Annotated in this window: 25 protein-coding genes; 4 read left to right on the forward strand and 21 right to left on the reverse strand. The window is 52.0% G+C overall.

The features are described from left to right. Positions 1–11 precede the first annotated feature (11 nt). Complete coding sequence (locus tag IMCC13023_RS06400; RefSeq protein ID WP_007542514.1) at positions 12–980, forward strand: o-succinylbenzoate synthase; 969 nt, start codon at positions 12–14, stop codon at positions 978–980. On the opposite strand, the gene ccsB is transcribed toward IMCC13023_RS06400, so the two are convergent. Genes ccsB through IMCC13023_RS06425 form a run of 5 tightly spaced genes read right to left on the reverse strand, consistent with a single transcriptional unit; the run spans position 975 to position 5334 of the window. Beyond that, complete coding sequence (gene ccsB / locus IMCC13023_RS06405) at positions 975–1907, reverse strand: c-type cytochrome biogenesis protein CcsB (protein WP_007542515.1); 933 nt, start codon at positions 1905–1907, stop codon at positions 975–977. The genes IMCC13023_RS06400 and ccsB overlap by 6 nt on opposite strands. Continuing rightward, a complete protein-coding gene (resB, locus tag IMCC13023_RS06410) occupies positions 1904–3346 on the reverse strand; it encodes a cytochrome c biogenesis protein ResB (RefSeq protein ID WP_007542518.1) in 1443 nt (480 codons plus the stop codon). The genes ccsB and resB overlap by 4 nt, the downstream gene beginning before the upstream one ends. Before the next feature lie 43 nt (positions 3347–3389). Then, the gene (locus IMCC13023_RS06415) at positions 3390–4112 is read right to left on the reverse strand and encodes a cytochrome c biogenesis CcdA family protein (protein WP_007542521.1); all 723 of its coding nucleotides are present in this window, start codon (positions 4110–4112) and stop codon (positions 3390–3392) included. Further along, positions 4109–4696, reverse strand: a complete 588-nt coding sequence (locus tag IMCC13023_RS06420) for a TlpA family protein disulfide reductase (RefSeq protein ID WP_007542523.1) — start codon at positions 4694–4696, stop codon at positions 4109–4111. Before IMCC13023_RS06420 ends, IMCC13023_RS06415 begins: the two co-directional genes overlap by 4 nt. After that, positions 4693–5334 (reverse strand): histidine phosphatase family protein, encoded by a 642-nt coding sequence (locus tag IMCC13023_RS06425; protein WP_040325528.1) that lies wholly within the window; start codon positions 5332–5334, stop codon positions 4693–4695. The genes IMCC13023_RS06420 and IMCC13023_RS06425 overlap by 4 nt, the downstream gene beginning before the upstream one ends. A 71-nt stretch (positions 5335–5405) precedes the next feature. Here IMCC13023_RS06425 and aspS point away from each other — a divergent pair, with 71 nt between their 5' ends. Further along, a complete protein-coding gene (aspS, locus tag IMCC13023_RS06430) occupies positions 5406–6716 on the forward strand; it encodes an aspartate--tRNA(Asn) ligase (protein WP_007542528.1) in 1311 nt (436 codons plus the stop codon). A gap of 22 nt (positions 6717–6738) precedes the next feature. Here the strand turns inward: aspS and IMCC13023_RS06435 are convergent, their stop codons facing one another. From IMCC13023_RS06435 to IMCC13023_RS06445, 3 genes are read right to left on the reverse strand one after another with little or no spacing between them, the layout of a single operon-like run. Next, on the reverse strand, positions 6739–7209 hold the full coding sequence (locus tag IMCC13023_RS06435; RefSeq protein ID WP_007542529.1) for a small multi-drug export protein: 471 nt from the start codon (positions 7207–7209) through the stop codon (positions 6739–6741). Continuing rightward, the gene (locus IMCC13023_RS06440) at positions 7206–8372 is read right to left on the reverse strand and encodes a DUF418 domain-containing protein (protein WP_157775980.1); all 1167 of its coding nucleotides are present in this window, start codon (positions 8370–8372) and stop codon (positions 7206–7208) included. Before IMCC13023_RS06440 ends, IMCC13023_RS06435 begins: the two co-directional genes overlap by 4 nt. Beyond that, positions 8353–8631 (reverse strand): glutaredoxin family protein, encoded by a 279-nt coding sequence (locus IMCC13023_RS06445; RefSeq protein ID WP_007542534.1) that lies wholly within the window; start codon positions 8629–8631, stop codon positions 8353–8355. The genes IMCC13023_RS06440 and IMCC13023_RS06445 overlap by 20 nt, the downstream gene beginning before the upstream one ends. 43 nt (positions 8632–8674) lie before the next feature. On the opposite strand from IMCC13023_RS06445, the gene IMCC13023_RS06450 reads away from it, so the two are divergent. Continuing rightward, complete coding sequence (locus IMCC13023_RS06450) at positions 8675–9385, forward strand: HAD family hydrolase (RefSeq protein WP_157775981.1); 711 nt, start codon at positions 8675–8677, stop codon at positions 9383–9385. A gap of 37 nt (positions 9386–9422) precedes the next feature. Here IMCC13023_RS06450 and IMCC13023_RS07245 read toward each other — a convergent pair whose 3' ends face one another. From IMCC13023_RS07245 to IMCC13023_RS06470, 5 genes are read right to left on the reverse strand one after another with little or no spacing between them, the layout of a single operon-like run. Then, positions 9423–9521, reverse strand: coding sequence for a 30S ribosomal protein bS22 (locus tag IMCC13023_RS07245; RefSeq protein WP_005504750.1), 99 nt, complete (start codon positions 9519–9521; stop codon positions 9423–9425). Between the two features lie 48 nt (positions 9522–9569). Beyond that, entirely contained in the window at positions 9570–9857 is a 288-nt protein-coding gene (locus tag IMCC13023_RS06455) for a 2TM domain-containing protein (protein WP_007542537.1), read from the reverse strand. Positions 9858–9861: 4 nt separating this feature from the next. Further along, positions 9862–10464 (reverse strand): ArsR/SmtB family transcription factor, encoded by a 603-nt coding sequence (locus IMCC13023_RS07105; RefSeq protein WP_007542538.1) that lies wholly within the window; start codon positions 10462–10464, stop codon positions 9862–9864. 15 nt (positions 10465–10479) lie between these two features. After that, positions 10480–11304 carry a pyrroline-5-carboxylate reductase gene (proC, locus tag IMCC13023_RS06465; RefSeq protein WP_007542541.1) on the reverse strand — a complete coding sequence of 275 codons (825 nt, stop codon included), beginning with the start codon at positions 11302–11304 and terminating at the stop codon, positions 10480–10482. An 18-nt stretch (positions 11305–11322) separates the two neighbouring features. Further along, positions 11323–12039 (reverse strand): CPBP family intramembrane glutamic endopeptidase, encoded by a 717-nt coding sequence (locus IMCC13023_RS06470; protein WP_007542543.1) that lies wholly within the window; start codon positions 12037–12039, stop codon positions 11323–11325. Between the two features lie 86 nt (positions 12040–12125). Between IMCC13023_RS06470 and radA the strand changes: the two genes are divergently transcribed. Further along, positions 12126–13463 (forward strand): DNA repair protein RadA, encoded by a 1338-nt coding sequence (gene radA, locus IMCC13023_RS06475; protein WP_007542545.1) that lies wholly within the window; start codon positions 12126–12128, stop codon positions 13461–13463. Here the strand turns inward: radA and IMCC13023_RS06480 are convergent. The 8 genes from IMCC13023_RS06480 to IMCC13023_RS06515 are packed head-to-tail and all read right to left on the reverse strand — an operon-like array spanning position 13456 to position 20821. Continuing rightward, the gene (locus IMCC13023_RS06480; RefSeq protein ID WP_007542547.1) at positions 13456–14067 is read right to left on the reverse strand and encodes a hypothetical protein; all 612 of its coding nucleotides are present in this window, start codon (positions 14065–14067) and stop codon (positions 13456–13458) included. The genes radA and IMCC13023_RS06480 overlap by 8 nt on opposite strands. Before the next feature lie 13 nt (positions 14068–14080). Next, the gene (locus IMCC13023_RS06485) at positions 14081–14575 is read right to left on the reverse strand and encodes an amino-acid N-acetyltransferase (protein WP_040325530.1); all 495 of its coding nucleotides are present in this window, start codon (positions 14573–14575) and stop codon (positions 14081–14083) included. A gap of 18 nt (positions 14576–14593) precedes the next feature. Then, the gene (locus IMCC13023_RS06490; RefSeq protein ID WP_007542550.1) at positions 14594–15103 is read right to left on the reverse strand and encodes an SOUL family heme-binding protein; all 510 of its coding nucleotides are present in this window, start codon (positions 15101–15103) and stop codon (positions 14594–14596) included. Continuing rightward, complete coding sequence (locus IMCC13023_RS06495) at positions 15100–17562, reverse strand: ATP-dependent Clp protease ATP-binding subunit (RefSeq protein WP_040325532.1); 2463 nt, start codon at positions 17560–17562, stop codon at positions 15100–15102. The genes IMCC13023_RS06490 and IMCC13023_RS06495 overlap by 4 nt, the downstream gene beginning before the upstream one ends. Before the next feature lie 55 nt (positions 17563–17617). Continuing rightward, positions 17618–17803, reverse strand: coding sequence for a hypothetical protein (locus IMCC13023_RS06500; RefSeq protein ID WP_040325565.1), 186 nt, complete (start codon positions 17801–17803; stop codon positions 17618–17620). A 6-nt stretch (positions 17804–17809) separates the two neighbouring features. Beyond that, the gene (gene lysS, locus IMCC13023_RS06505; protein ID WP_007542558.1) at positions 17810–19291 is read right to left on the reverse strand and encodes a lysine--tRNA ligase; all 1482 of its coding nucleotides are present in this window, start codon (positions 19289–19291) and stop codon (positions 17810–17812) included. A gap of 1 nt (position 19292) precedes the next feature. Further along, the gene (gene panC / locus IMCC13023_RS06510; RefSeq protein ID WP_007542560.1) at positions 19293–20132 is read right to left on the reverse strand and encodes a pantoate--beta-alanine ligase; all 840 of its coding nucleotides are present in this window, start codon (positions 20130–20132) and stop codon (positions 19293–19295) included. Beyond that, positions 20132–20821 carry a DUF2520 domain-containing protein gene (locus tag IMCC13023_RS06515; RefSeq protein WP_007542562.1) on the reverse strand — a complete coding sequence of 230 codons (690 nt, stop codon included), beginning with the start codon at positions 20819–20821 and terminating at the stop codon, positions 20132–20134. Before IMCC13023_RS06515 ends, panC begins: the two co-directional genes overlap by 1 nt. Between the last annotated feature and the right edge of the window lie 18 nt (positions 20822–20839).

Here is a 20839-nt window from a genome sequence, read left to right on the forward strand (position 1 = left end):
GACTAATCCTCGTGGAGAGCATTCAAATAACTCAAGTGGCGGTTGTCAGACTGCCGCTGCGCTCTAGGTTTCGGGGAATCGATTTCCGAGAGGCGCTTATTTTTAAGGGCTCCCAGCGCTACAGCGAATTCTCGCCATTTTTAGAATACAAAGATGATGAGGCTGCGACCTGGTTGAGAGCGGCTCTGGAGTTTGCAAACAGTCCTCTTCCAGAGCCCAAAAGGCCGCTGATACCGATAAACGCAACCCTGCCAGCAGTCAGACCCGATCAGGTTGTCGAAACCCTTCAAGCATTCGGCCAGTTTCAAACCATAAAAATAAAAGTTGCCGAGGTCGGCCAAGACCTCGATCAGGATTTAGCCCGGATCGCCCAAGCCCACAAAAGCTTCCCGGATGCCAACCTCAGGCTTGATGCCAACGGAAATTACTCTGTTGCTCAGGCAATGAAAATTATTAGGGCAATCGCTGATTACCCGATCGAATACTTTGAGCAACCGGTGGCGAGCATCAGTGAGCTAGTTGAACTTCGCACGCAATTAGCTGCAGCCGAAATCCAAATGAAGATTGCCGCCGATGAGTCAATTCGCAAACAAAGTGACCCTTTAGAGGTGGCAGCGGCCGGCGCTGCCGACATAGCGGTTTTGAAGGTCCAGCCGCTTGGTGGAATTACCAGATCGCTGGCAATCGCCTCAGAATCTGGCTTGGCAAGTGTTGTTAGTTCGGCTCTAGAAAGCAGCATCGGTATCTCACACGGTCTTCACTTGGCAGCCAGCTTGCCAAGCCTTGACTACGACTGCGGGCTTGGAACTGCGTCTCTGATTGCCAAGGACGTAACGCGCAATCCGCTGGTTGCAGTGAATGGCTATTTGGGACTTGACGAACTAGAGATTGATTCCGCTCTGGTTAGTGAGCTGGCAGTTGATAGTGAGCGCCAGATCTGGTGGCAACAACGACTAGATCGCTGCTTGAAGCTTTTATAGACCCGAGTAGACGTGCAGTCCCTTGAAGAATAGATTCACAATCGTGAAGTTGAAAATAACGGACAAGAACGCCACTAATCCAAGCCATGCGGCTCGCTTGCCGTTCCATCCCCTGGTTGCCATTGCGTGCAGGTAGCCGGCATAAAGCACCCAAATAATGAAGGTCCAAACCTCTTTGGTGTCCCAGCCCCAGTAGCGGTGCCATGCGCGCTCGGCCCAAACCGCGCCTGCAATCAAAGTGAAGCTCCAGAGCACAAACCCCACGACATTAAACCGATAGGCGATGCGCTCGAGCTGAAGCAATTCCGGAAAGTGGCTAAACAGTTTCTTGGCCCGACCGGACGCCTTCAATAGATAAGCAATGTGCATTCCAGCTGCAACCGCTAAGAAGCCGGTTGCCATAATCGCCACCACAACGTGAATTACCAGCCAGTAACTCTGTAGCGCAGGCATGATGGTTTGGACTTCGACGTAAAAGAGCGAAACGGCAGCAAAAATAGTCACGAGAGCGAAGCCGGCGATGAATGTTGCGATGAAGCGCAGATCTTTGATTTTTAGCGCGGTTAGGTAAACCAGCAAAATCAAAAAGGCGCCGCTGATGGAAAACTCGTACATGTTTGCCCATGGCACTCGGCCAGCGGCAACTCCTCGAAGCACAACCCCAACGCCCAAGATGGCGGTTGAAACCCAAAGCAGAATAAAGCCCGCGCGCTCCGTGGCCGTCATTTTGTCAGTGGCGATTTTCTCATCGACCATGGTTGACCCGCTACTCGCGGCCTTAGCTTCCGAACTGACTGCCTCCACGGTTGAAAGTTTCACTAGCTGAAAGGAAAAAAGCACCAGTGCGAGCGCCAAGAAGGCGAGCGCCGATGAGACGAACAGCAGCGACACTTGCGATAAAGGCTCGTTTAGGACTACTTCGGTCATTTCTTGCTCCCTGATCTAATTTCTTGAACTATTTCTTCTAGCACTTGAGTCAAGTTCGGATCATCCCGCCTTGATAACGCTGCAAACTCAATTTTGCCACCGGCTGCTAACCTCACCCACACTCTTCTTCTTGGCACCATCAGCGACATTGTTAGCGACACTAAGCTCAACGCTGCAAACAGCAGCACCCAGATTCCGCCCGGGTTGTGGGCGACATCCAGTGACGCAAATCGCAACAGACCGTCAAACCTGACTGAACCCAGCCCGTCTGGTAGGTCTGCGGACTGTCCGACCTCAAGCTCAATAGCCGCCACTGGTCCGTCACGACCAGCAATCATTTCCATGTTTGCAGTATCCAACGCATATGCATTTCTTGGGATTCCCGAATCCAGCCCCAAGTTTCCGGTGTAAACATTCATGGTCATCAACGGCGCAATTGGGTCCGGGTAAATCGACGTATACGCACCGGTTGTTAGCTTCTCTGCGGTCGGGTAGAAAAAGGCAATGATTCCGAGTTGCTCAGGAAGAGCGTCCGGTGCCTTGATAACCCCTAGTGAGGTCATGTTTGAATCCTGTGGCAAGAACACAATTGGCCCCTGGTAGGAAATATTGCCATCGCCGTCAAACACTGTCACAACAGGTGCAAACCCATTGCCAGTCAAATAGACGTTCGCCCCCGGAGCCGCCAGCGGGTAGTTCACTCGAATATCGCTTGCTGTTTGCGTCTGGCCAAAATCAGCTGACACCGAAGCGATGAAATCAATGGGTTGACCGATGTTCGCTCGGTTGGCAAGGTCATAAACGACATCAAACTCATCGAGAGTCAGGCTAAACGGCTCCAGTTGACCCTCGTCGAATAACGCACCGGGTGAAAATGAATCGTAGCTTGCGAGGTTATTCACGAAGGTGTCGCCCTCAACAAGCACTCGCTGGCCAGAGAAGCTAAATCCGCCGCCGAAACCAACTGCCAAAAGCACCCCGACCAGCGAGTAGTGAAACACCAGGTTGCCTGTTTCTTTTGCATAACCCTTTTCAGCACTGATCGATTCTTGCTGCCGGTCGATTCGGAATCCACGCTTTTTCAACACCACCATGGCACTCTCAAGAACTGAGGAGTCGCCCGCTTCACTCAGGTACTCCGGCATCCGCTCTAGGTTTTTAGGCGTCTGCACCGGACGAGCCCTGAGGGCTTCAAAGTGAATCTTGGTTCTTGGAAGCACGCAGCCGGCCAGCGAAACAAACAGCAAAATATAAATAGCCGAGAACCAGACAGATGTGTAAACATCAAACAACTGCAGCTGATCAAGCACCGCCGCAAGCTCCGGCTCGTTATCGTAAAAGACTTTAACGCCGTTTGGATCCGCACTTCGCTGCGGGTAAACGCTGCCTGGCACTGCTGCGACGGCGAGCAAGAGCAGCAGTATTAGCGCGTTGCGCATCGATGTCAGCTGGCGCCAGAAAAATCTTGGCCAGAACGAGAGTCTAGAGAGGAAGCTGGATGCCACTTGTCACCACCTGAAGCCAATTATTGAAACGCAACCAAAGACCTGTCATAAGCAAAATTCCGACCACAATCAGCATTGCTCCACCAACCAGATTGAAAGTTCTGATGTGACGCTTTATGAAGCCAACCGAAGTTTTAGCCCAATCAAACCCAGCTGCGATCAAAATAAACGGAATACCAATACCCAACGAATAAACGGTGGCTAGGATTCCCCCGCGCAAAGGGTCCGCCGTGTCAGAGGCTAGAACCAACACTGCCGACAAGGTCGGGCCAATACAAGGGGTCCAACCAAGCGCGAACACGACCCCAAGAAACGGAGCACCAGCCAAGCCCATTTTGGGACTTAGTTTGAGCTTAAAGTTTCGCTGCAAGAACCCAAGCTGACCGATCATGGCAAAGCCAAAAATTACAACCATCAAACCCAAAACCACCTGTATCCAGGGGTTTCTAACCAAAACCAACAGGCCGGCCGTTCCGGCCAACACGCCGAGCGAAACAAACACCGCACTGAAGCCCAAAACAAATAAGATCGCCCCAGTCATAACCCGGGTCTTGGTGTTCGCGGAACCTGAGACGTAGCCCAAGTATCCAGGAACGAGGGGCAAAACGCAGGGCGAAAGAAAAGTGACAATCCCGGCCAACAGCGCAACTGGAACCGCAATGAGCATCGAGCCATTTAGCGCAATTTCTCCTGGGTTCACTGATCAACCACCGTTTGAATAAGAGTTCTTAGGATCGAGGCTTCGATTCGGCCCAAGATGCGCGAGGCCACCTTGCCATCACGATCGATAACGATTGTTGTCGGTACCGCCTGAGGCGATACGACTCCTGTAAAAGCAAGGGATACCTGTCCGGATTGAGCGTCAATCAAAGACGGGTATTCAATTCCAAAGTTTCGATCAAAAGCCAACGCTGTCTCCGCAGTATCGCGAACATTCACGCCGACAAACTGAACACTGTCTTCAAATTCCACACTCAACAATGCTAGGTCGCTGGCCTCCGCCCGGCACGGAGCACAGGCCGAATACCACCAGTTCATAACAATGACATTGCCCTCGAAAGCTGAGCTGTCTAAAACTTGACCACTTTCAGTGGCGCCGACAAAGGCTTCGAAACCAGGCCTGGAACCGAGCGCGAACTCAGTGACCGTTCCATCGCCCGCAATGTAATTTTTATTGTCTCCAGCTCGAAATTGATCGGCCAGTGGATCACTTGTACAGCCCGCCAGTAACGCGGCCACTAGGCCAAGCCCAATAGTTGTTCTAAGAATTGTTCTTAGCTTCAAACCGCACCACCATCAATGGCGTTGGCTGCATGAGCAAGGCCCGGCTCGGAGTACACAACTTCGGTTAGCTTCCCGTCAATGACTTCGAAGCTTGTGATGGAGGACAGCGAACACCTGCGGGATTTTGGACTGTGAGGAAGCGCTAAGCCGGCACTTGAACGATAAAGCATCCAAATCGGTAGCTGATGAGAAACGATCACGACATCTCCGCCATCGACTGAATCCCAAGCCTCTAGAGCGGCGGCCTGCATTCGGGCAGCGACGTCGTCGTAAGGCTCCCCCCAACTTGGAAGCTTCGGGTTTGCAAGATTTAGAATCAAACTTGGGCGCTTCAGGAAAGCCGCCGGTGCAAGCTTTATCCCCTTGAACTTGTTCCACGGTTCGATAACCCTCTCATCCAAATCAACAGCGACACCAAATTGCTTGGCAATCGGAGCGGCGGACTGCTGGGTTCGAACTAGAGGTGATGCGATAAGGCGCTTGATTTTTCGGCCCTGGGCCAAAAGCGATTTTGCCGCCGCTTCGGCCATTTCGTGGCCTAAGTCTGATAGCTCAAAGCCCTCAATCCGCTCATACAAAACACCGGAGGGATTAAACACCTCTCCGTGGCGAACTAGATGAAGGCGCGAAGCGGGCATAGGAACAAGTTTACCCTCGCTAAACTGGGGTTAGTTCGTCCAGACTGCAGATACTCAGAGGATTCTAAATAATGCTAGACCGCACACTCACAAGCGCACTTAGCCAAGGCCAAGACGGCCCCGTCACAATCGGCGGATGGGTTGAAACCCTCAGGGACCAGAAGAGAATTCAGTTCATCATCATTCGTGATGAGTCCGGTAGCGTCCAGGTGACCTACCCGCGACCGGCTGATGAAGATGCGCTTGCTGATCAAGTAAGCGCACTTAGCCACGGCAGCTTTGTAATTATCAAGGGCCAGCTAAAGCACGATGAGCGCGTGAAGCTTGGCGGAGTAGAGATTTTGCTAGAAGAGCTAGAGGTTGTTGGAGCAGCATCGGCCGATAGCCCAATCGCGGATGACACCTCAATCGACAAGCGATTGGACTGGCGCTTCCTGGACTACCGCAGACCAGAAATGGCATTGATGCTAAAGATTCAAACCACCATAGAGAGAAACTGGCGCGAGCACTGGCTTGAAAATGGCTTCGTTGAGATTCATTCGCCAAAGCTAATGGGGCAGCCATCTGAGTCTCATGCTGAGCTGTTCAAGCTTGAGTACTTCGAAACTCACGCCTACCTGGCTCAGAGCCCCCAGTTTTATAAGCAGATGTCCATGGCCGCAGGCCTTGGCAAAGTATTTGAAATTGGACCGGTGTTCCGTGCCGACCCATCTTTCACCTCACGCCACGCAACCGAGTTTGTTTCGATAGACATGGAAATGAGCTGGATTGACTCTCACGAAGACGTAATGAACTTCCAAGAGCAGCTAATGGTCAAGGCAATCCAAGCCGTCAAAGACGAGCACGGAGCCCAAATCGAAGCGCTATACGGCTTTGAAGTAAAGGTGCCAAGCATTCCGTTTCCGAGAATTCCATTGGCCGAGGCTCACTCAATCGTCGAGGGACGCGGCTACAAGGTTCCTCGTCAAGATGGAGATCTAGACCCAGAGGGCGAGCGTCAAATTTCCGCTCACGTGGAAGAGACTCACGATCACGAGTTTGTGTTCCTAACCGACTACCCAAAGAACATTCGCCCGTTTTATCACATGAGGCATGCTGACAACCCTGATCTGACCAAGAGCTATGACTTGATTTGGAAGGGAACCGAAATCACCACCGGAGCGCAGCGTGAGCACCGCGTTGACGTTCTGACAGAACAGATCAAGGAAAAGGGTCTAGAGCCAGAGGGCCTGCAGTCTTACCTTGACTTCTTCCGCTACGGCGTCCCGCCGCACGGTGGTTTCGGCATGGGCCTAACAAGAGTGGTCATGTTGCTGCTAAACCTGTCCAACATTCGCGAAGCAAGCTTCTTGTTCCGCGGTCCAAACCGACTAGAGCCATAGACCATTCGCAAAAACCCGCTAGTTATTCGGATTCAAAACCTGGAATTCCATCGAAGCCTGCCACCACAAAGGCAAGGGCGATTAGTGCTGCCCACAAAATTGTCGCAGCAGTTATTGCAATCGATGCTTTTAGCGGCTTGACCCCCCCAGCCACTGCAACAAGAGCCGCGAACTGAGTACCAATGAACAAGGGCCCAAGGATTGCCAGCCCATAAATACCCCAGCGGTCAAAGGAACGTTGGGCCTTAATGATTCTGGGTGACTCTTCGGTCTTGCCCTTAGCCGAGCGTCTTTGCCGCATCCAGCTGCGCAGCTTGCCGGCCCCAAAGGCAAACAAAAAGATTGTTATCGCGTTTCCGGTAACCGCAAACAAGACCGTCAGAGCAGGATCCAGTCCAATTAGTATTCCGGCCGGAACAACACCGATTGCTTCTAACCAGGGAATGGCTCCAGCAAGAAATACCCCGAATAGCCCGAGCTGTTCTAAGTTCATGCTTTTGCCCTAAATGGCTCTGTGGTCTTTTTCAAAACCCATTCAAGCGGCCCAGATACTCGATAGTGAGAGTTCCAGAGCGCAAGCAGTGCTGGAACCAACCAGGCCGCAATGGCAATCAGGGTGACCAACCACAACTCCAGCTCACCGAAGGCCCCGAGCCCCCAGCTTGAAAAGACAAAGGAAAGAATTAGCGACTGGCTGATGTAGACGCTGAGTGAGTGGCGACCAGCTGCGGAAATCAAGCCAGCGCCTTTTCTGGTCTTCTGAAGAACCAGCCATAGTCCCCCTAGGTAGCCGGCGCTCAAGAGTGGGGCTGAGAAAAACAGCAACACGAACAGTCCTAGGTCGACCCCGATACTGAAGTGGTCAGACAGTTGGTTTTGCAACAGGAACCAAGAACCTGTCAACTGGATCGGCAAACCCAGCCCCAAGCCATAAAGCGCCAGCTTTTTCATCGCCTCAGGCTTAGCTCCGGATGCGAGCAGCTTCCGGCGCGATGCCAGCACGCCGACCAGGAATGCAGCAAGTGCCATCAGGCCCTGCAGCAAAAACGACTCGCCAAGCCCAGTAGACCAGAGCTCGAAGCGCGCACTTGCGTTGTCAAAGAAGGAGCCCGAAGCAAGCGAGGAGTCCAATCGGGATTCAGTCACGGTTTCGCCAACATCTTCACCCAGGTACTTTTCTGCAAACCACAGCAGCAGCGCGAAGATCGAGAATAATCCGGCGGTGCCAAGGTAGAGAATCCGAGCCCAGATTTTTAGCGCTCGGTCACTTCGGAAGTAGAACAGTGTTAACACGAGCGCTAAAACTCCGTAACCAAACAAGATGTCACCGTGAAACAACAACGTGGCATGCAGCGTTCCAAGGACAATCAGAAACAATGCCCTGGCCACCCACCTTTTCAGATTGACCTTGCTGTCCTTCAGCACAAAGCCGGCGCTGTATCCAAACAAGAACGAAAACAGCAAGTAAAACTTTCCAAGCGCTAGGGCATTAATCAAAAAGGCTGGGACAAAGTTTTGAACTTGCGAAACATCGGCTGCACTCAAACCAAGGACTGTGTTGATTCCAATAAATGGAGCGTTGACTACGACGATTCCAAGCAGTGCAAATCCTCGAAGAAAATCCGGAAAAGCTTCTCTAGTTTTTTGCAAAGTCACCGAGCCTTGAGTAAATTCGATCTGCGTCAAATTTCAAAAAAGCAACCTGTTGACCATTGATCAGAAGCACTGGAACCTCGTCCGAGTACTTGTCCCTCAGCTCCAAATCAGAATCGACATCGACATCGTCAATTACGTATTCAATTAGTGGGTTCTCTGCTGCGAAGCGGGCGATTACTCCAGCGAGGATGTTTTGTGCCTCCTCGCATAGATGGCAGCCTTGCCTGCCTATCAAGGTAATTCCCAAGGTCGCTTTCATTTCTCCACCCTATTCTAGAAACCTGTACCAATAGACTGTGGCGGTGGCTGTAAATAAGACGAATAACGAGAAAAAGGTTGCGGCATTCTTTGATGTCGATAACACCTTGGTCCGAGGCGCAGCCACCATATTATTTGGCAAAATTGCCTTTCGCGATGGCACCATAAAGCGTCGAGACATCTGGAGATTCGCCTTTGAGCAGATGATGTTTATTCGTCGAGGAGAGAAAAATAACACCTTAGCTGGGTTCAAGGAACGCGCACTCTCAGTCACCAAAGGTTACTCCGTCAGCTCGCTTGAACCGCTTATGCAGACCGTGTACGAATCCGAAATAAAGCCAAGGCTGTGGCCGAAAACAGTTGCCGCAGTCAAAGAGCACCTTGCCCAGGGGCACGAAGTCTGGTTGATAACTGCCGCACCGGTCGAACTGGCAGAACTAATAGCCAAGGATTTGGGTGCCACCGGAGCGCTTGGAACTGTGGTTGGAAGAAACAACGGAGTTCTAACCGGTGAACTTATCGGTGAAGCCCTTCATGGTCAGGCAAAACGCAAGGCAGCCAAGAAGCTCGCTGTTGAGCGAGGTATTAGCCTCAGTAAATCTTGGGCTTACTCGGACTCGGTAAATGACCTTCCACTTCTGACGCTTGTGAAAAATGCGGTGGCTGTGAACCCCGATAAGGCACTCACGAGATATGCCGAGGCAGCGAACTGGGACATTCTTAGATTCAAAAAACGAGACCTGAAAAGACGTTAAAACAAAACCCGCCCGAAGGCGGGTTCGTTACTAATACTTACTTCTTATTGCGACGCTGGTGTCGAGTCTTGCGCAGAAGCTTACGGTGCTTCTTCTTCGACATACGCTTGCGGCGCTTCTTTATAACTGAACCCATTAAAACCTCATAAAACTTGTGATTGCCCGAATGGTCAACCTTAGTAGTCTAGCCTCTACGGCCAAGACGCTCAACCTCTGCATCAACATCTGCTTCGGTAATCGGCTTCAACCAGCTGTTCCCATAGGCATCTAGACCAGTCGCAACTGCTCCAATTCCCATGCCAAAAATAACCCAGATCGGCCAAAAATAACTTCCTGGAGAAGTCAAAGACCAAATTATGATGACCAGCCCGGTGACCCCCACATAGACGGAAAGATAAGTTTTGAACACTTGCTTTTTCTTTAGCTGTTGCCGGGCGAAGTCTCTTAGATCGTCGTTAGCACCTTTTGTCATGAGGTCACTTCTTCGAAGTTCGGTTGCGAACCTCTTCGGCCAAGTGTTGAGCCTCTGATTTCACATCGTCGATTACTTCTTCAACTTTCTGCTTGGCAATGCGCTCGAAATCCTTCACCGACTTCTCGGCTTCCGACCTGGCATCGGCGAGCTTGCGGCCAAGCCTGCGGCCCATCTCTGCTGCATTGAAATCGATATCGACCTCAGAGGCCCTGGACTTTAGCTCGCCAGTTAGCCAACTTGAACGCTCGGTTAGCCAGTGGCCAAGCTGCTCTCCGGCACCGGCAAGACTGTGGGCTAGATCATCGACCATCTCTTCTTCACTTTCAAAATCAAGCGATAGGAAGTCGATCATCCAATCTTCGATTTCTTCAAGTGGTTCAGGCGTGACCGAGTAAAAACGCTTTTGTCCCTCTTCGCGCGCGGCAACTAGGCCAACCTCTCGAAGAGTCTTCAAGTGCTTAGAAACCGTAGGTTGTCCAAGTCCAGTGATTTCAACAAGCTGTGAAACCGTCAGTTCACCGGAGCCACCAACATTGGAATTCAGCAAGCTTTCCAGGAGCTTGCGACGGGTAGGGTCTGCAACTGCTTCAAAAATATCTGCCATAACTACAGCTTAGAGCTAGCTGGCGCCAATTTCTTTAGCCCTTTGAAGTGCCGCTTGAAGGCTGGCTTCAAATATTGACTGTAAGTCGGCTTTTTCCAAAGTGTCGATGATTCGCTCAGTTGTGCCCCCGGGGCTTGTGACCTTTGAGCGCAGTGTGGCAAGCTCTTCGTCGCTTTGAGCCAGTAGGTCGATGGATCCGGCCAAGGTGCCGCGAACCATAACTGCTGCCTGTTCCTTGCTAAAGCCGTGGTTTTGAGCAATCTGCTCCCACTGCTCCATGATGTAAAAAACCCAGGCCGGGCCGGAGCCGGAAATTGCACTTAGGGCATCGATCTGCTCTTCAGTAATCTCGAGGGCCGCGCCAACCGAGTCAAATAGCTCCATGGTTGCCGACACTGCATCGGCTGATGCACTGGTCGCAGCTGCCACTCCAGTAACACCCATGCCCACAAGAGCCGGGGTGTTGGGCATGGTGCGAACGAGATTGGGGTTTGCCGGCAAGACCTCTTTCATTGAAGCAAGCTTGATTCCTGCAGCCATAGAAATGACCACCGCATTCGGGGCAATTTCATCTTTTATTTCGGCCAGAACGTCTTTGATTTGATAGGGCTTAACACCCAAAACGATTAAATCGGCATCGCCGGCGAGCAAGGCATTAGCGTCAGCTGCTTCCTCGATGGCCATCGCGCTTATTCCCCTGGCACGCAAAGCATCGGCAGAGAGTATCGATTTGGTGGTTGCGGAAATTAGCTCTAGCGGGTGACCGCTGGCAATCAAACCGGTTAGGACGGCCGAGCCCATCGATCCGGTTCCTAAAAAGCACACTCTTAGTTTTTCCATCTTCAAAGCTTACGAGGACTAGAGAAAGCCAGCTACCAGCGGGAACCCGATGAAAACTGCGGTGTTCATAATGGTGTGGGCAATCACCAGCGGAGCCACCCTGCCAGTTCTCATGAACAAGTAACCAAAGACCAAGCCCATTACAAAGTTGCCAAGGAAAGCCGAAAAGCCCTGATACAGGTGATAGCTGGCCCTAAACAAACTGGAGAGAACTACCACCGAAATGATCGTTATTTCCGGTCTGATAATTTTTAGTTTTTTCGCAAAAAATGCAACCGCAATGATTTCTTCCTGGAGACCTGATCGCAGTGCAGCGAGGACCAGCACCACCGGCGTCCACCAGTAATCCCCCAGTGAGCTCGGCACAATCCTGGAGGTTAGACCAAGATTCAGAGCGACCACGTAAAGAGCGATGCCGGGAATACCAATAATTAAAGGCAGCGAGATTCCGATGATCCAGTCCCTTTTCACAGGCATTAGACCGATTTTTATCTTGTCCATCCGCAAAAAATAAAGCGCCAGCAGCACTGGTACCAATGCCAGTGAGATCGAGGCAAGCTGGCTCACTAAATCTAGCCAAGGGGTTTTTGCCAGCGGTTGGTTGATGGTTGTTACTGAGCCAGCTAGGCCTTGGGTGCTAGTTAGCTTTCTAGCAAGACTAAGAACCGAATAGATCGCGCTTGCACCAAGGGAAACCATCAGCACCAGCCACAGTTCTTGCGAGTGTTTGCGCATCTAGTACCTAACTGTTTGAACCCCAAATTTTAAGGCTTGTTCACTTAGGTTATCTAGCTGGGGGTGACCCACGGTAGTTTGTTCTTGTGGCCAAGACAAAAATTGATTATCGATGCTCCGATTGCGGTTGGACGACTCTAAAGTGGTCGGGTCAGTGCGGTCAGTGCCAAGCCTGGGGAACGATCGCTGAGGCCGCACAAACCACCAAGGCAAAGGCCGCCAGAATCTCAGTCGGGCATGAGGCCAGGCCAATAACCGAAGTGGCCGTAGTAACCGATGGCTATCAAAAAACCATGGTTTCTGAATTTGATCGAGTTTTAGGTGGTGGCCTTGTGGCCGGCGCCGCAATACTGCTCTCCGGTGAACCAGGAGTCGGTAAAAGCACGTTGTTGCTAGAGGTTGCATCGAGGCTCGCAAAGAGCGGTAAAAGGGTTCTCTATGTTTCCGCAGAGGAATCCGCCAGCCAAGTAAGACTGCGTGCTCAACGAACCAATGCCCTAAGCGAGAATCTTTACCTGGCAGCTGAGACTGATTTAGGTTATGTCCTTGGACAGTTCGAACAGGTAAAGCCTGAATTGATGGTCGTGGACTCGGTTCAGACCATCAGCTCTGATGACATTGATGGCGCCGCCGGAATGCCAGCGCAAGTCCGAGAGGTTGCGTCCAACCTAATTCGGCTAGCCAAGCAAAAATCTACCCCGGTTATCTTGGTCGGCCACGTCACGAAAGACGGCTCCATTGCCGGACCTAGAACGCTGGAGCACCTGGTTGATGTTGTTTGTCACTTCGAGGGTGACCGACAAACAGCGCTTCGGTTCGTTAGAACCTTGAAAAATAGGTTTGGCCCCACCGATGAGGTTGGCTGTTTCGAAATGACCGGCGAGGGCATCGCGGAGGTTATTGACCCGAGTGCGCTGTTTGTTTCCAGCGGCAGCACACCGGTTTCTGGAACCTGCATAACGGTGGCGGTCGAGGGCAGGCGCCCACTGAGGGCGGAGATTCAGGCACTTGTTGTGAAGAGTAGCTCCCCGCAACCAAGACGTGTCACAAACGGCGTGGACAGCTCCCGGGTGGCAATGCTACTTGCTGTGCTGGAGCGAAGAGCGGGAATCTCGCTTAGCGACAAGGATGTTTATGTCTCAACGGTTGGCGGCATGAGGATCATTGAGCCCGCCGCCGATTTGGCAATCGCCATTGCCATTGCCTCTGCAGTGAGCGATAAACCTGTTTCAACCAAAGTCGCGGCCTTCGGTGAAATATCGCTATCAGGAGAGGTTCGCGGGGTTGCTAATCTCTCGCAGCGAACCAATGAGGCCAGTCGACTGGGTCACAAGATAATTATCGATTCGACAAGTGGGCAGCTAAAAAAAGCCCTCACTCAAGCACTGGCCCAATCGGACCAGTCGCAACAGGTATCTAGTTGAGGATAAAGCGAACATCCTCGGAGATGACTCCGTTTAGCTCAGCTTTTAGCTTGTAGGTAGCACCGCCGCCAGGAACTGACTTCATGCCCTGGGCTGCACTACAGCCTTCAGAAGACGAATAAACCCGATCCCAGGCGGATGGCTCAGCCTTCAGCGGCACGTTGGCCTGAAGCAAAACCGTCAGATCTTTACTGTCGGAGCGATCGCAGTCCCTTGACGAATAATAGGTTTGCTCGCCCGATGTGATGGTGAAGAAAGTCACTCTTGATCCAACATTAAACCGGCAGTCCACCAAGCCAGTGTTGGTTACTTCGTACCAAAGATACGGAATCGCATCAGATGAAAAATTATTTATAGTCTCGCTGACTTGGGTTGTCTGATCGAAGGTTCCGATCATTGCTGACAAGGAAACCACGCCAGGCGCACAATCTGTGATTTCAGCCGAGACAGCGACTTCGGTTTCCTCGGGCGCGGCGTCAACCTGGGCCTGGCCTTGCCCAATTACAAGCTGGGACACTGACCAAATTGCGATCACTAAAACCGCCAGAATGCCCAAGGCTGCGACTCTTCGTCGTCTAATTATCACGGGGTCTAGTTGGGCCATGGAATAAATCTAGCTAGAGGTGCTTGAGCATGCGCGAGTTTCCCAGCGTGTTTTGCTTAACTCGTGCAAGATCCAAAAATTCGGCGACGCCGTTATCGTGAGAACGAACCAGCTCTGCATAGGTCGCTGGGTCCACTGGGACATCGGATATCACCTGATAGCCATTTGCTGCGAAAAATTCTTTTTCAAACGTCAGGCAAAATACCCTTGTGACGCCAAGAGCCTTTGCCCTGGCCTCAAGTTCTAGCAGCATTGCCTTGCCGATACCGCGGCGTTTGGCTTGCTCATCGACCGCTAAAGTCCTGACCTCGGCCAAGTCTTGCCACATCACGTGCAGCGCACCGAATCCCAAAAGCTTGGAATCTTGCTCGGCAACCACAAATTCTTGAATTGCCTCGTAGGTCTCGACCATTTCCTTGCCAAGCAGCACGCGCTTATCCACTAAGGGCGAAGCTATTTTGCTTATGGCTGGGACATCGGTGGTTTTAGCTGATCGGATTTGGAACATTAGGTAATTATGAACTACTCAAGCCTTGAGAGAAAGCAAGACTTCGTTTCGCCTCAGAAAAAACGGAGTTGTTGGTGCGTTGTAGCGCGCATAGATCGGCGTTGGATCAAACTCAATTCCTTGAGCCAAGAGCAGGTCTTTCAGTTTTTTTTCGTTATTTGGAAATGAGTTATTACCCACCGTGCCAGAGAACCTTATGGCTGCCATTTTTACCGCCGGATGCTCGGCAATCTTGAGGTTTGCTCCAGAAGGTGTAGGCATGTCTCTCATCGCCATGTCATGAGGCATCACAAAAGAAACTTCAAATCCATCATCCACGGGGACTTCGGTGACCGGAGTGGTCATTGGGATTTGCCTTGACTCTTGATTGCCCCCAAAAATGAAATTTGCAAGCTCTCTAAAGGCCTGATTACCGGCGGAAAGCATGTTTCCAGATTCGTGCGTAGAGACGGTGATGAAGGGCGCGTAATCGCGCACTTCAAAGTCCTTATAGGACTTCACCACCTCGTACTTTTGGACCTGGGTCATGCCTTAGCTACGGTCTCAGTCTCTCGGGAGTTTGCAACGAAACTGAACTCACCCTCTAGGTAATCAACCAAGATATCTTGAGAGGTTCCGATGTAGCCGGTGAGGATACGCTCGGAAATTGCATCTTCAATTTCACGCTGAACAGCCCTTCGAAGTGGCCTGGCACCCATGGTCGGGTCGTAGCCAAGCTCGATTAGCCGATCCTTGGCCGATGAGGTCAAAGTCAACATCAAATCGCGGTCGTCCAAACGAAGCTGAAGCCTCGAAATAAACAGGTCAACGATCTGCAATAGCTCCTCACGAGATAGCTGTGGGAAGACGATTACGTCATCAACTCGGTTCAGGAACTCGGGCTTGAAATTCTTCTTCAGCTCCTCGTTCACCTTGCCCTTCATTTGGGTGTAGTCATTCTGACTGTCGCCCTCAAGAGAGAAACCAAGCGTGCTGCCGGTGATTTCCCTGGTACCCAAGTTTGTGGTCATGATGATGATTGTGTTTTTGAAGTCCACAACTCGTCCTTGGCCATCGGTCAAGCGACCCTCTTCGAGAATCTGCAACAGCGAGTTGAAGATATCCGGGTGGGCCTTTTCGATCTCATCGAACAACACAACTGAGAATGGCTTACGACGAATCTTCTCGGTCAGCTGACCGCCCTCTTCGTAGCCAACGAAGCCCGGAGGGGCTCCAAATAGCCTAGAAACAGTGTGCTTCTCGCTGTACTCGCTCATGTCAAGCGCGATTAGTGCGTCCTCGTCCTCAAACAAGAACTCCGCAAGAGCCTTGGCCAACTCAGTCTTTCCAACACCGGTCGGTCCCGCAAAGATAAACGAGCCAGATGGGCGCTTTGGATCTTTCAACCCTGCACGCTGGCGGCGAATAGTCTTTGAAAGCGCGGCGATTGCCTGCTCCTGGCCAATGACTCGCTTGTGGAGACCGTCCTCCATGTATATCAGCTTGGCGCCTTCGTCCTCACCCAGCTTGAATAGTGGAATGCCAGTTGCCTGGGCAATGACTTCGGCGATAAGTGCTTCGTCAACAACACCTGGGGTGTCTAAGCTGCCATCGCGGAATTCCTTCTCCATGCGAACCTTCTCGGCGGTGAGCTTTTTCTCCTCATCGCGTTTGGTAGCTGCGGCTTCGAAGTCTTGATCAGCAATCGCCTGCTCTTTGGCCTGGCGCACGACAGCCACTTTTTCTTCCATCGCCTTGAGCTCTGGAGGGGCTGAAAGGAAGCTGAGTCTCAACCTGGCACCGGCCTCATCGATCAAGTCAATAGCCTTGTCCGGCAGGAACCTGTCGGTCACGTAGCGATCGGACATTGAGACTGCGGCAACAATTGCACCGTCGGTTATCGATACCTTGTGGTGAGCCTCGTAGCGATCGCGCAGTCCCTTAAGAATGCTGATTGCAAGTGCCGGGGATGGCTCGGCGACCTGAATGGACTGGAACCTTCTGGCCAACGCAGCGTCTTTTTCAAAGTGCTTGCGATATTCATCTAAGGTTGTCGCCCCAATGGTCTGAAGCTCGCCTCTTGCAAGCATCGGCTTCAAGATCGACGCGGCATCGATAGCACCCTCGGCAGCTCCAGCACCAACGAGGGTGTGGATTTCATCGATAAAAGTGATGATGTCCCCGCGAGTGCGGATTTCCTTGGTGACCTTCTTTAGTCGCTCTTCAAAGTCACCACGGTAACGGGACCCTGCGATGAGGCTTCCCATGTCGAGCGTGTAAAGCTGCTTGCCACGAAGAGTTTCCGGCACGTTTCCGGCAACGATTGCAATAGCCAGTCCTTCGACGACAGCAGTCTTTCCGACTCCTGGCTCGCCGATCAAAATTGGGTTGTTCTTGGTTCGGCGAGAAAGAATCTGCATTACTCGTTCGGTCTCTTTTTCACGACCTACTACTGGGTCAAGCTTTCCTTCTGCGGCAGCGTGCGTGAGGTTCCTGCCGTACTGGTCAAGAATCGTAGAACCCTTGGCCTGAGGTTGAGCTTCTCCACCAACTGAAACGCTTTCCTTGCCCTGGTAACCAGATAGCAACTGAATAACCTGCTGACGAACCTTGTTTGTGTCGGCTCCAAGCTTGGTTAGCACCTGAGCAGCAACTCCCTCACCCTCGCGAATTAGGCCAAGAAGTAGGTGCTCGGTTCCGATGTAGCTGTGTCCTAGCTGAAGTGCCTCTCGAAGGCTTAGCTCAAGAACTTTCTTTGCCCTCGGGGTAAACGGAATGTGACCGGATGGCGATTGCTGGCCCTGACCGATAATGTCCTGGACCTGTTCTCTAACCTGCTCGAGGTTAATGCCGAGCGCCTCAAGCGCCTTCGCGGCAACGCCCTCGCCCTCGTGAATCAGACCGAGCAAGATGTGCTCAGTTCCGATGTAGTTGTGGTTTAGAAGCTTCGCCTCTTCTTGAGCAAGCACAACGACTCTGCGAGCCTTGTCTGTAAATTTCTCGAACAAGTTAGCACCTTTCAAAATCCGTAATCAAAATGCTACGGGGGTGCCTGCCACAAAACTAGCGCTGTTCGCCCAAGGCGTTAGCGCGTTTAGCCCGCTCTTCTGCTTCGATCTTCGCGTAGACATCTCGCTCGCCCTTATCGGCGCGCAAAATGGAGCGCATCATGATCCAAAATATCACTCCGACTGCTGCCGGTGGAATCAACGAAATCAATACATCTAGCAAGGTCTCCCAAGCAGTCATCTCCACCTACTTCACCAACGGGAACAAGATGGTTTCCCGAATACCTAGGCCGGTGAGCGACATTAAGAGTCGATCGATACCAAGCCCCAAGCCACCGGACGGTGGCATGCCAAACTCCAAAGCCTTCAAAAACTCTTCATCCAGCTTCATGGCCTCCGGGTCCCCGGTGGCCGCCAATTGCATTTGAGCCACGAAACGCTCTCGCTGGACAATGGGGTCCACCAACTCGGAATAACCAGTGGCTTGCTCGTAGCCCATGATGTAGAGATCCCATTTTTCAACAACGCCAGCTTTACTCCGATGGTCTCTGGTCAGAGGAGAAGTGTCCACCGGAAAATCAATTACAAACGCAGGACCGGTTAGCCCCGGCTTCACGAAATGCTCCCAAAGCTCTTCAACGTACTTGCCGTGAAGCGGGTGGTCGATTTCAATGCCAACGGTGTCCGCCAGCTTCTTCAAATCCGCAACCGAAGTCTCAGGTGTGACTGTCACACCGCAGGCCTCTGACAAGGATTCATACATTGAAACCCTTGGCCAGGTCCCGCTGAGGTCGTTCACTGTGCCGTCCTCGAGCTGGACCACTTGAGTTCCAAGAACATCGGATGCCGCGTTTTGGATTAGGGCTTGAGTCAGATCCATCATGGTGTGGTAATCGCCGTATGCCTCATAGGCCTCGAGCATTGCAAACTCGGGTGAGTGGGTTCTGTCCGCACCTTCGTTTCTGAAATTTCGGTTTATTTCGAAGACTCTTTCCAAACCGCCGACAACAGCGCGCTTCAAGAACAGTTCCGGTGCAATTCGAAGATACAAGTCAGTGTCAAAGGCATTCGAGTGGGTCTTGAACGGCCTGGCGGATGCGCCGCCGTGCATAACCTGCAACATCGGTGTCTCAACCTCAATAAAGGCCTGCTTGGCAAACGTGTTTCGAATCGACTGCATCACTCCAGCGCGAATCTTCACCACCTCGCGAGCCCGGTCACGGACAATCAAATCGATGTAACGGTGTCGAACTCGAAACTCTTCGCCCAGTTCGTTGTGGAGGTTAGGCAATGGCCTGAGGGTCTTTGCTGCCATCAACCACTTGGTGGCCAAGACGCTTAGCTCGCCTCGCTTTGAAGTAATGACTTCACCCTCGACAAACACATGGTCGCCCAAATCGACAAGTTCTTTCCAGCTGTCAAGCTGCTCTTGACCGGCCTTATCAAGACTGATCATTGCCTGGATTCGCTCCCCAGAGCCAGACTGCAAAGTGGCGAAGCAAAGTTTGCCGGTGTTTCGAAGAAACATGATTCTTCCGGCTAGCCCGACCTGGTCACCGGTGGCGATGTCCTGTTCAAGATTTGGATACTTGGCCTTGGTCGCCTCAATGGTGTGGGTGATTGGCAGCGTTACCGGGTAAGCGGAACCCAGTGCATTTAGCCGCTCACGCTTGTCCATCCGCACTGCAATTTGCTCGGGGAGGTCTATCTCCTCGTACTCTTCGCCCACTTTAGACACCACCTACTAATAAATTATCGATTAGACGAACTTCTCCGACCCATCCGGCAATCACCATTCTGGCGCCTGCGACGCCATCGGTGACCGCAAAAGTATCCGGGTCAACTAGTTCTAGATAGTCAAGTCTAATAATTGGATCAAGCTGCGCCGTTGCAGCTTCGATGCAATCAGCTTTTGTTTTCTTTTTTGAGCCCGCAATCAAGGCCATATGAAGTGTCCTTGCGGCCGGAATTAGGTCCTTGGGGATTCGCTGATTCCTGCTTGACAGAGCTAGGCCCTCTTCGTCACGCACTGTTTCGCAAGCAACTACTTTTATTGGTTCGCGATCCCCGTTGGCAACCTGCTGCCTAACCATTTGGGTGACCAGCATCAACTGCTGCGCATCCTTGGATCCGAAGAACGCAACATCAGGTTGAACTAGATTGAACAAGCGATTGACGACTGTCAGCATGCCGTCAAAGTGGCCCGGCCTAACCGTTCCCTCAAACAGAGCCCCGAGCTCACCAGCGAATATTTCCTTGACGCCGGTAGCCGGATAAACCTCGTGACTACTTGGGGCAAACAAAACATCAACCCCAGCATCACTTAGCACCCGAGCATCAACGCCGAGGGTTCGAGGATAATTTTCCAGATCGTCGCCCTCACCAAATTGTCTTGGATTCACGAAAACCGAAACCACAATAAACAAACCTTGGTCTTGAGCTTTTTTCACCAAGGACAAATGTCCTTTGTGAAGTGCTCCCATTGTCGGGATAAACCCGACGCGTTTCCCGTCGGTATCGGCGATCGCTAAAGCTTGTTCCAATTCCACAATCTTTTGGGCTAGTTGCATCAGAGCGCATCCTTCGGGTCAATCTTGCTAACCGGCTGCGACAGCGCAGTCTCGACAGCACTTCTAACTACCGGCGATATTAGTCTGGCGGGGTTTTGGATTCCTGCGTCTTCCAAAATGCTAAGAGCTTGTCTAACAACCAAAGACGAGAAGCTACTCGCAACCTCAAAAGCCTCCGCGTAGGCGGCTCTTTGATCCTCGGTTATCACCATTGGTTCAGCACCTAACTCGATGGCCAAGGCCTCGGCGATAGGTGTCAGCGGCTCTGGCGCGCTCACAGCAATAGAAGTGTTTTTTAGAACCGTTAGGTCCATCGATGTGCCGGTGAAGTGCATGACCGGATGCATGGCGATTGGTATTGCCCCAAATCTGGCAGCATCCGCTAACACCGAATACCCAACCAATGGCGAGAGGTGGACCACTATTTTCTTTGGTCCGAACAATCCAAGGTCGGCCAGACCTGCGCAAGTTATTTCCAAGTCACTCGAGGGGATTGCAAGCAAAACTAAATCAGCATCCTCAACAACCGCGGCCATATTGGCAATCGGCACATCGGGAATCAGTGCTTCGATTCGATCAATGGCCTCCGGGCTTTCAACGAATACCCCGATTAGCTCATGCCCGGCTGCAGCCCAAGCTTTGGCGAGTACCGGGCCGGCTGGGTCATCCCCGACAACACCAATCTTCATCTAGCTAGCCTTCCAGTT

It is taken from the genome of Candidatus Aquiluna sp. IMCC13023, from assembly GCF_000257665.1.
GTDB lineage: Bacteria > Actinomycetota > Actinomycetes > Actinomycetales > Microbacteriaceae > Aquiluna.

Bases quoted from the DNA above. Each gene is read 5' to 3' on its own strand.
- ccsB (WP_007542515.1), bottom strand. From the start codon at position 1,907: ATGACCGAAGTAGTCCTAAACGAGCCTTTATCGCAAGTGTCGCTGCTG.
- resB (WP_007542518.1), bottom strand. From the start codon at position 3,346: ATGCGCAACGCGCTAATACTGCTGCTCTTGCTCGCCGTCGCAGCAGTG.
- IMCC13023_RS06425 (WP_040325528.1), bottom strand. From the start codon at position 5,334: ATGCCCGCTTCGCGCCTTCATCTAGTTCGCCACGGAGAGGTGTTTAAT.
- aspS (WP_007542528.1), top strand. From the start codon at position 5,406: ATGCTAGACCGCACACTCACAAGCGCACTTAGCCAAGGCCAAGACGGC.
- IMCC13023_RS06435 (WP_007542529.1), bottom strand. From the start codon at position 7,209: ATGAACTTAGAACAGCTCGGGCTATTCGGGGTATTTCTTGCTGGAGCC.
- IMCC13023_RS06445 (WP_007542534.1), bottom strand. From the start codon at position 8,631: ATGAAAGCGACCTTGGGAATTACCTTGATAGGCAGGCAAGGCTGCCAT.
- IMCC13023_RS07245 (WP_005504750.1), bottom strand. From the start codon at position 9,521: ATGGGTTCAGTTATAAAGAAGCGCCGCAAGCGTATGTCGAAGAAGAAG.
- IMCC13023_RS06455 (WP_007542537.1), bottom strand. From the start codon at position 9,857: ATGACAAAAGGTGCTAACGACGATCTAAGAGACTTCGCCCGGCAACAG.
- IMCC13023_RS07105 (WP_007542538.1), bottom strand. From the start codon at position 10,464: ATGGCAGATATTTTTGAAGCAGTTGCAGACCCTACCCGTCGCAAGCTC.
- proC (WP_007542541.1), bottom strand. From the start codon at position 11,304: ATGGAAAAACTAAGAGTGTGCTTTTTAGGAACCGGATCGATGGGCTCG.
- IMCC13023_RS06470 (WP_007542543.1), bottom strand. From the start codon at position 12,039: ATGCGCAAACACTCGCAAGAACTGTGGCTGGTGCTGATGGTTTCCCTT.
- IMCC13023_RS06480 (WP_007542547.1), bottom strand. From the start codon at position 14,067: ATGGCCCAACTAGACCCCGTGATAATTAGACGACGAAGAGTCGCAGCC.
- IMCC13023_RS06485 (WP_040325530.1), bottom strand. From the start codon at position 14,575: ATGTTCCAAATCCGATCAGCTAAAACCACCGATGTCCCAGCCATAAGC.
- IMCC13023_RS06490 (WP_007542550.1), bottom strand. From the start codon at position 15,103: ATGACCCAGGTCCAAAAGTACGAGGTGGTGAAGTCCTATAAGGACTTT.
- IMCC13023_RS06500 (WP_040325565.1), bottom strand. From the start codon at position 17,803: ATGACTGCTTGGGAGACCTTGCTAGATGTATTGATTTCGTTGATTCCA.
- panC (WP_007542560.1), bottom strand. From the start codon at position 20,132: ATGCAACTAGCCCAAAAGATTGTGGAATTGGAACAAGCTTTAGCGATC.
- IMCC13023_RS06515 (WP_007542562.1), bottom strand. From the start codon at position 20,821: ATGAAGATTGGTGTTGTCGGGGATGACCCAGCCGGCCCGGTACTCGCC.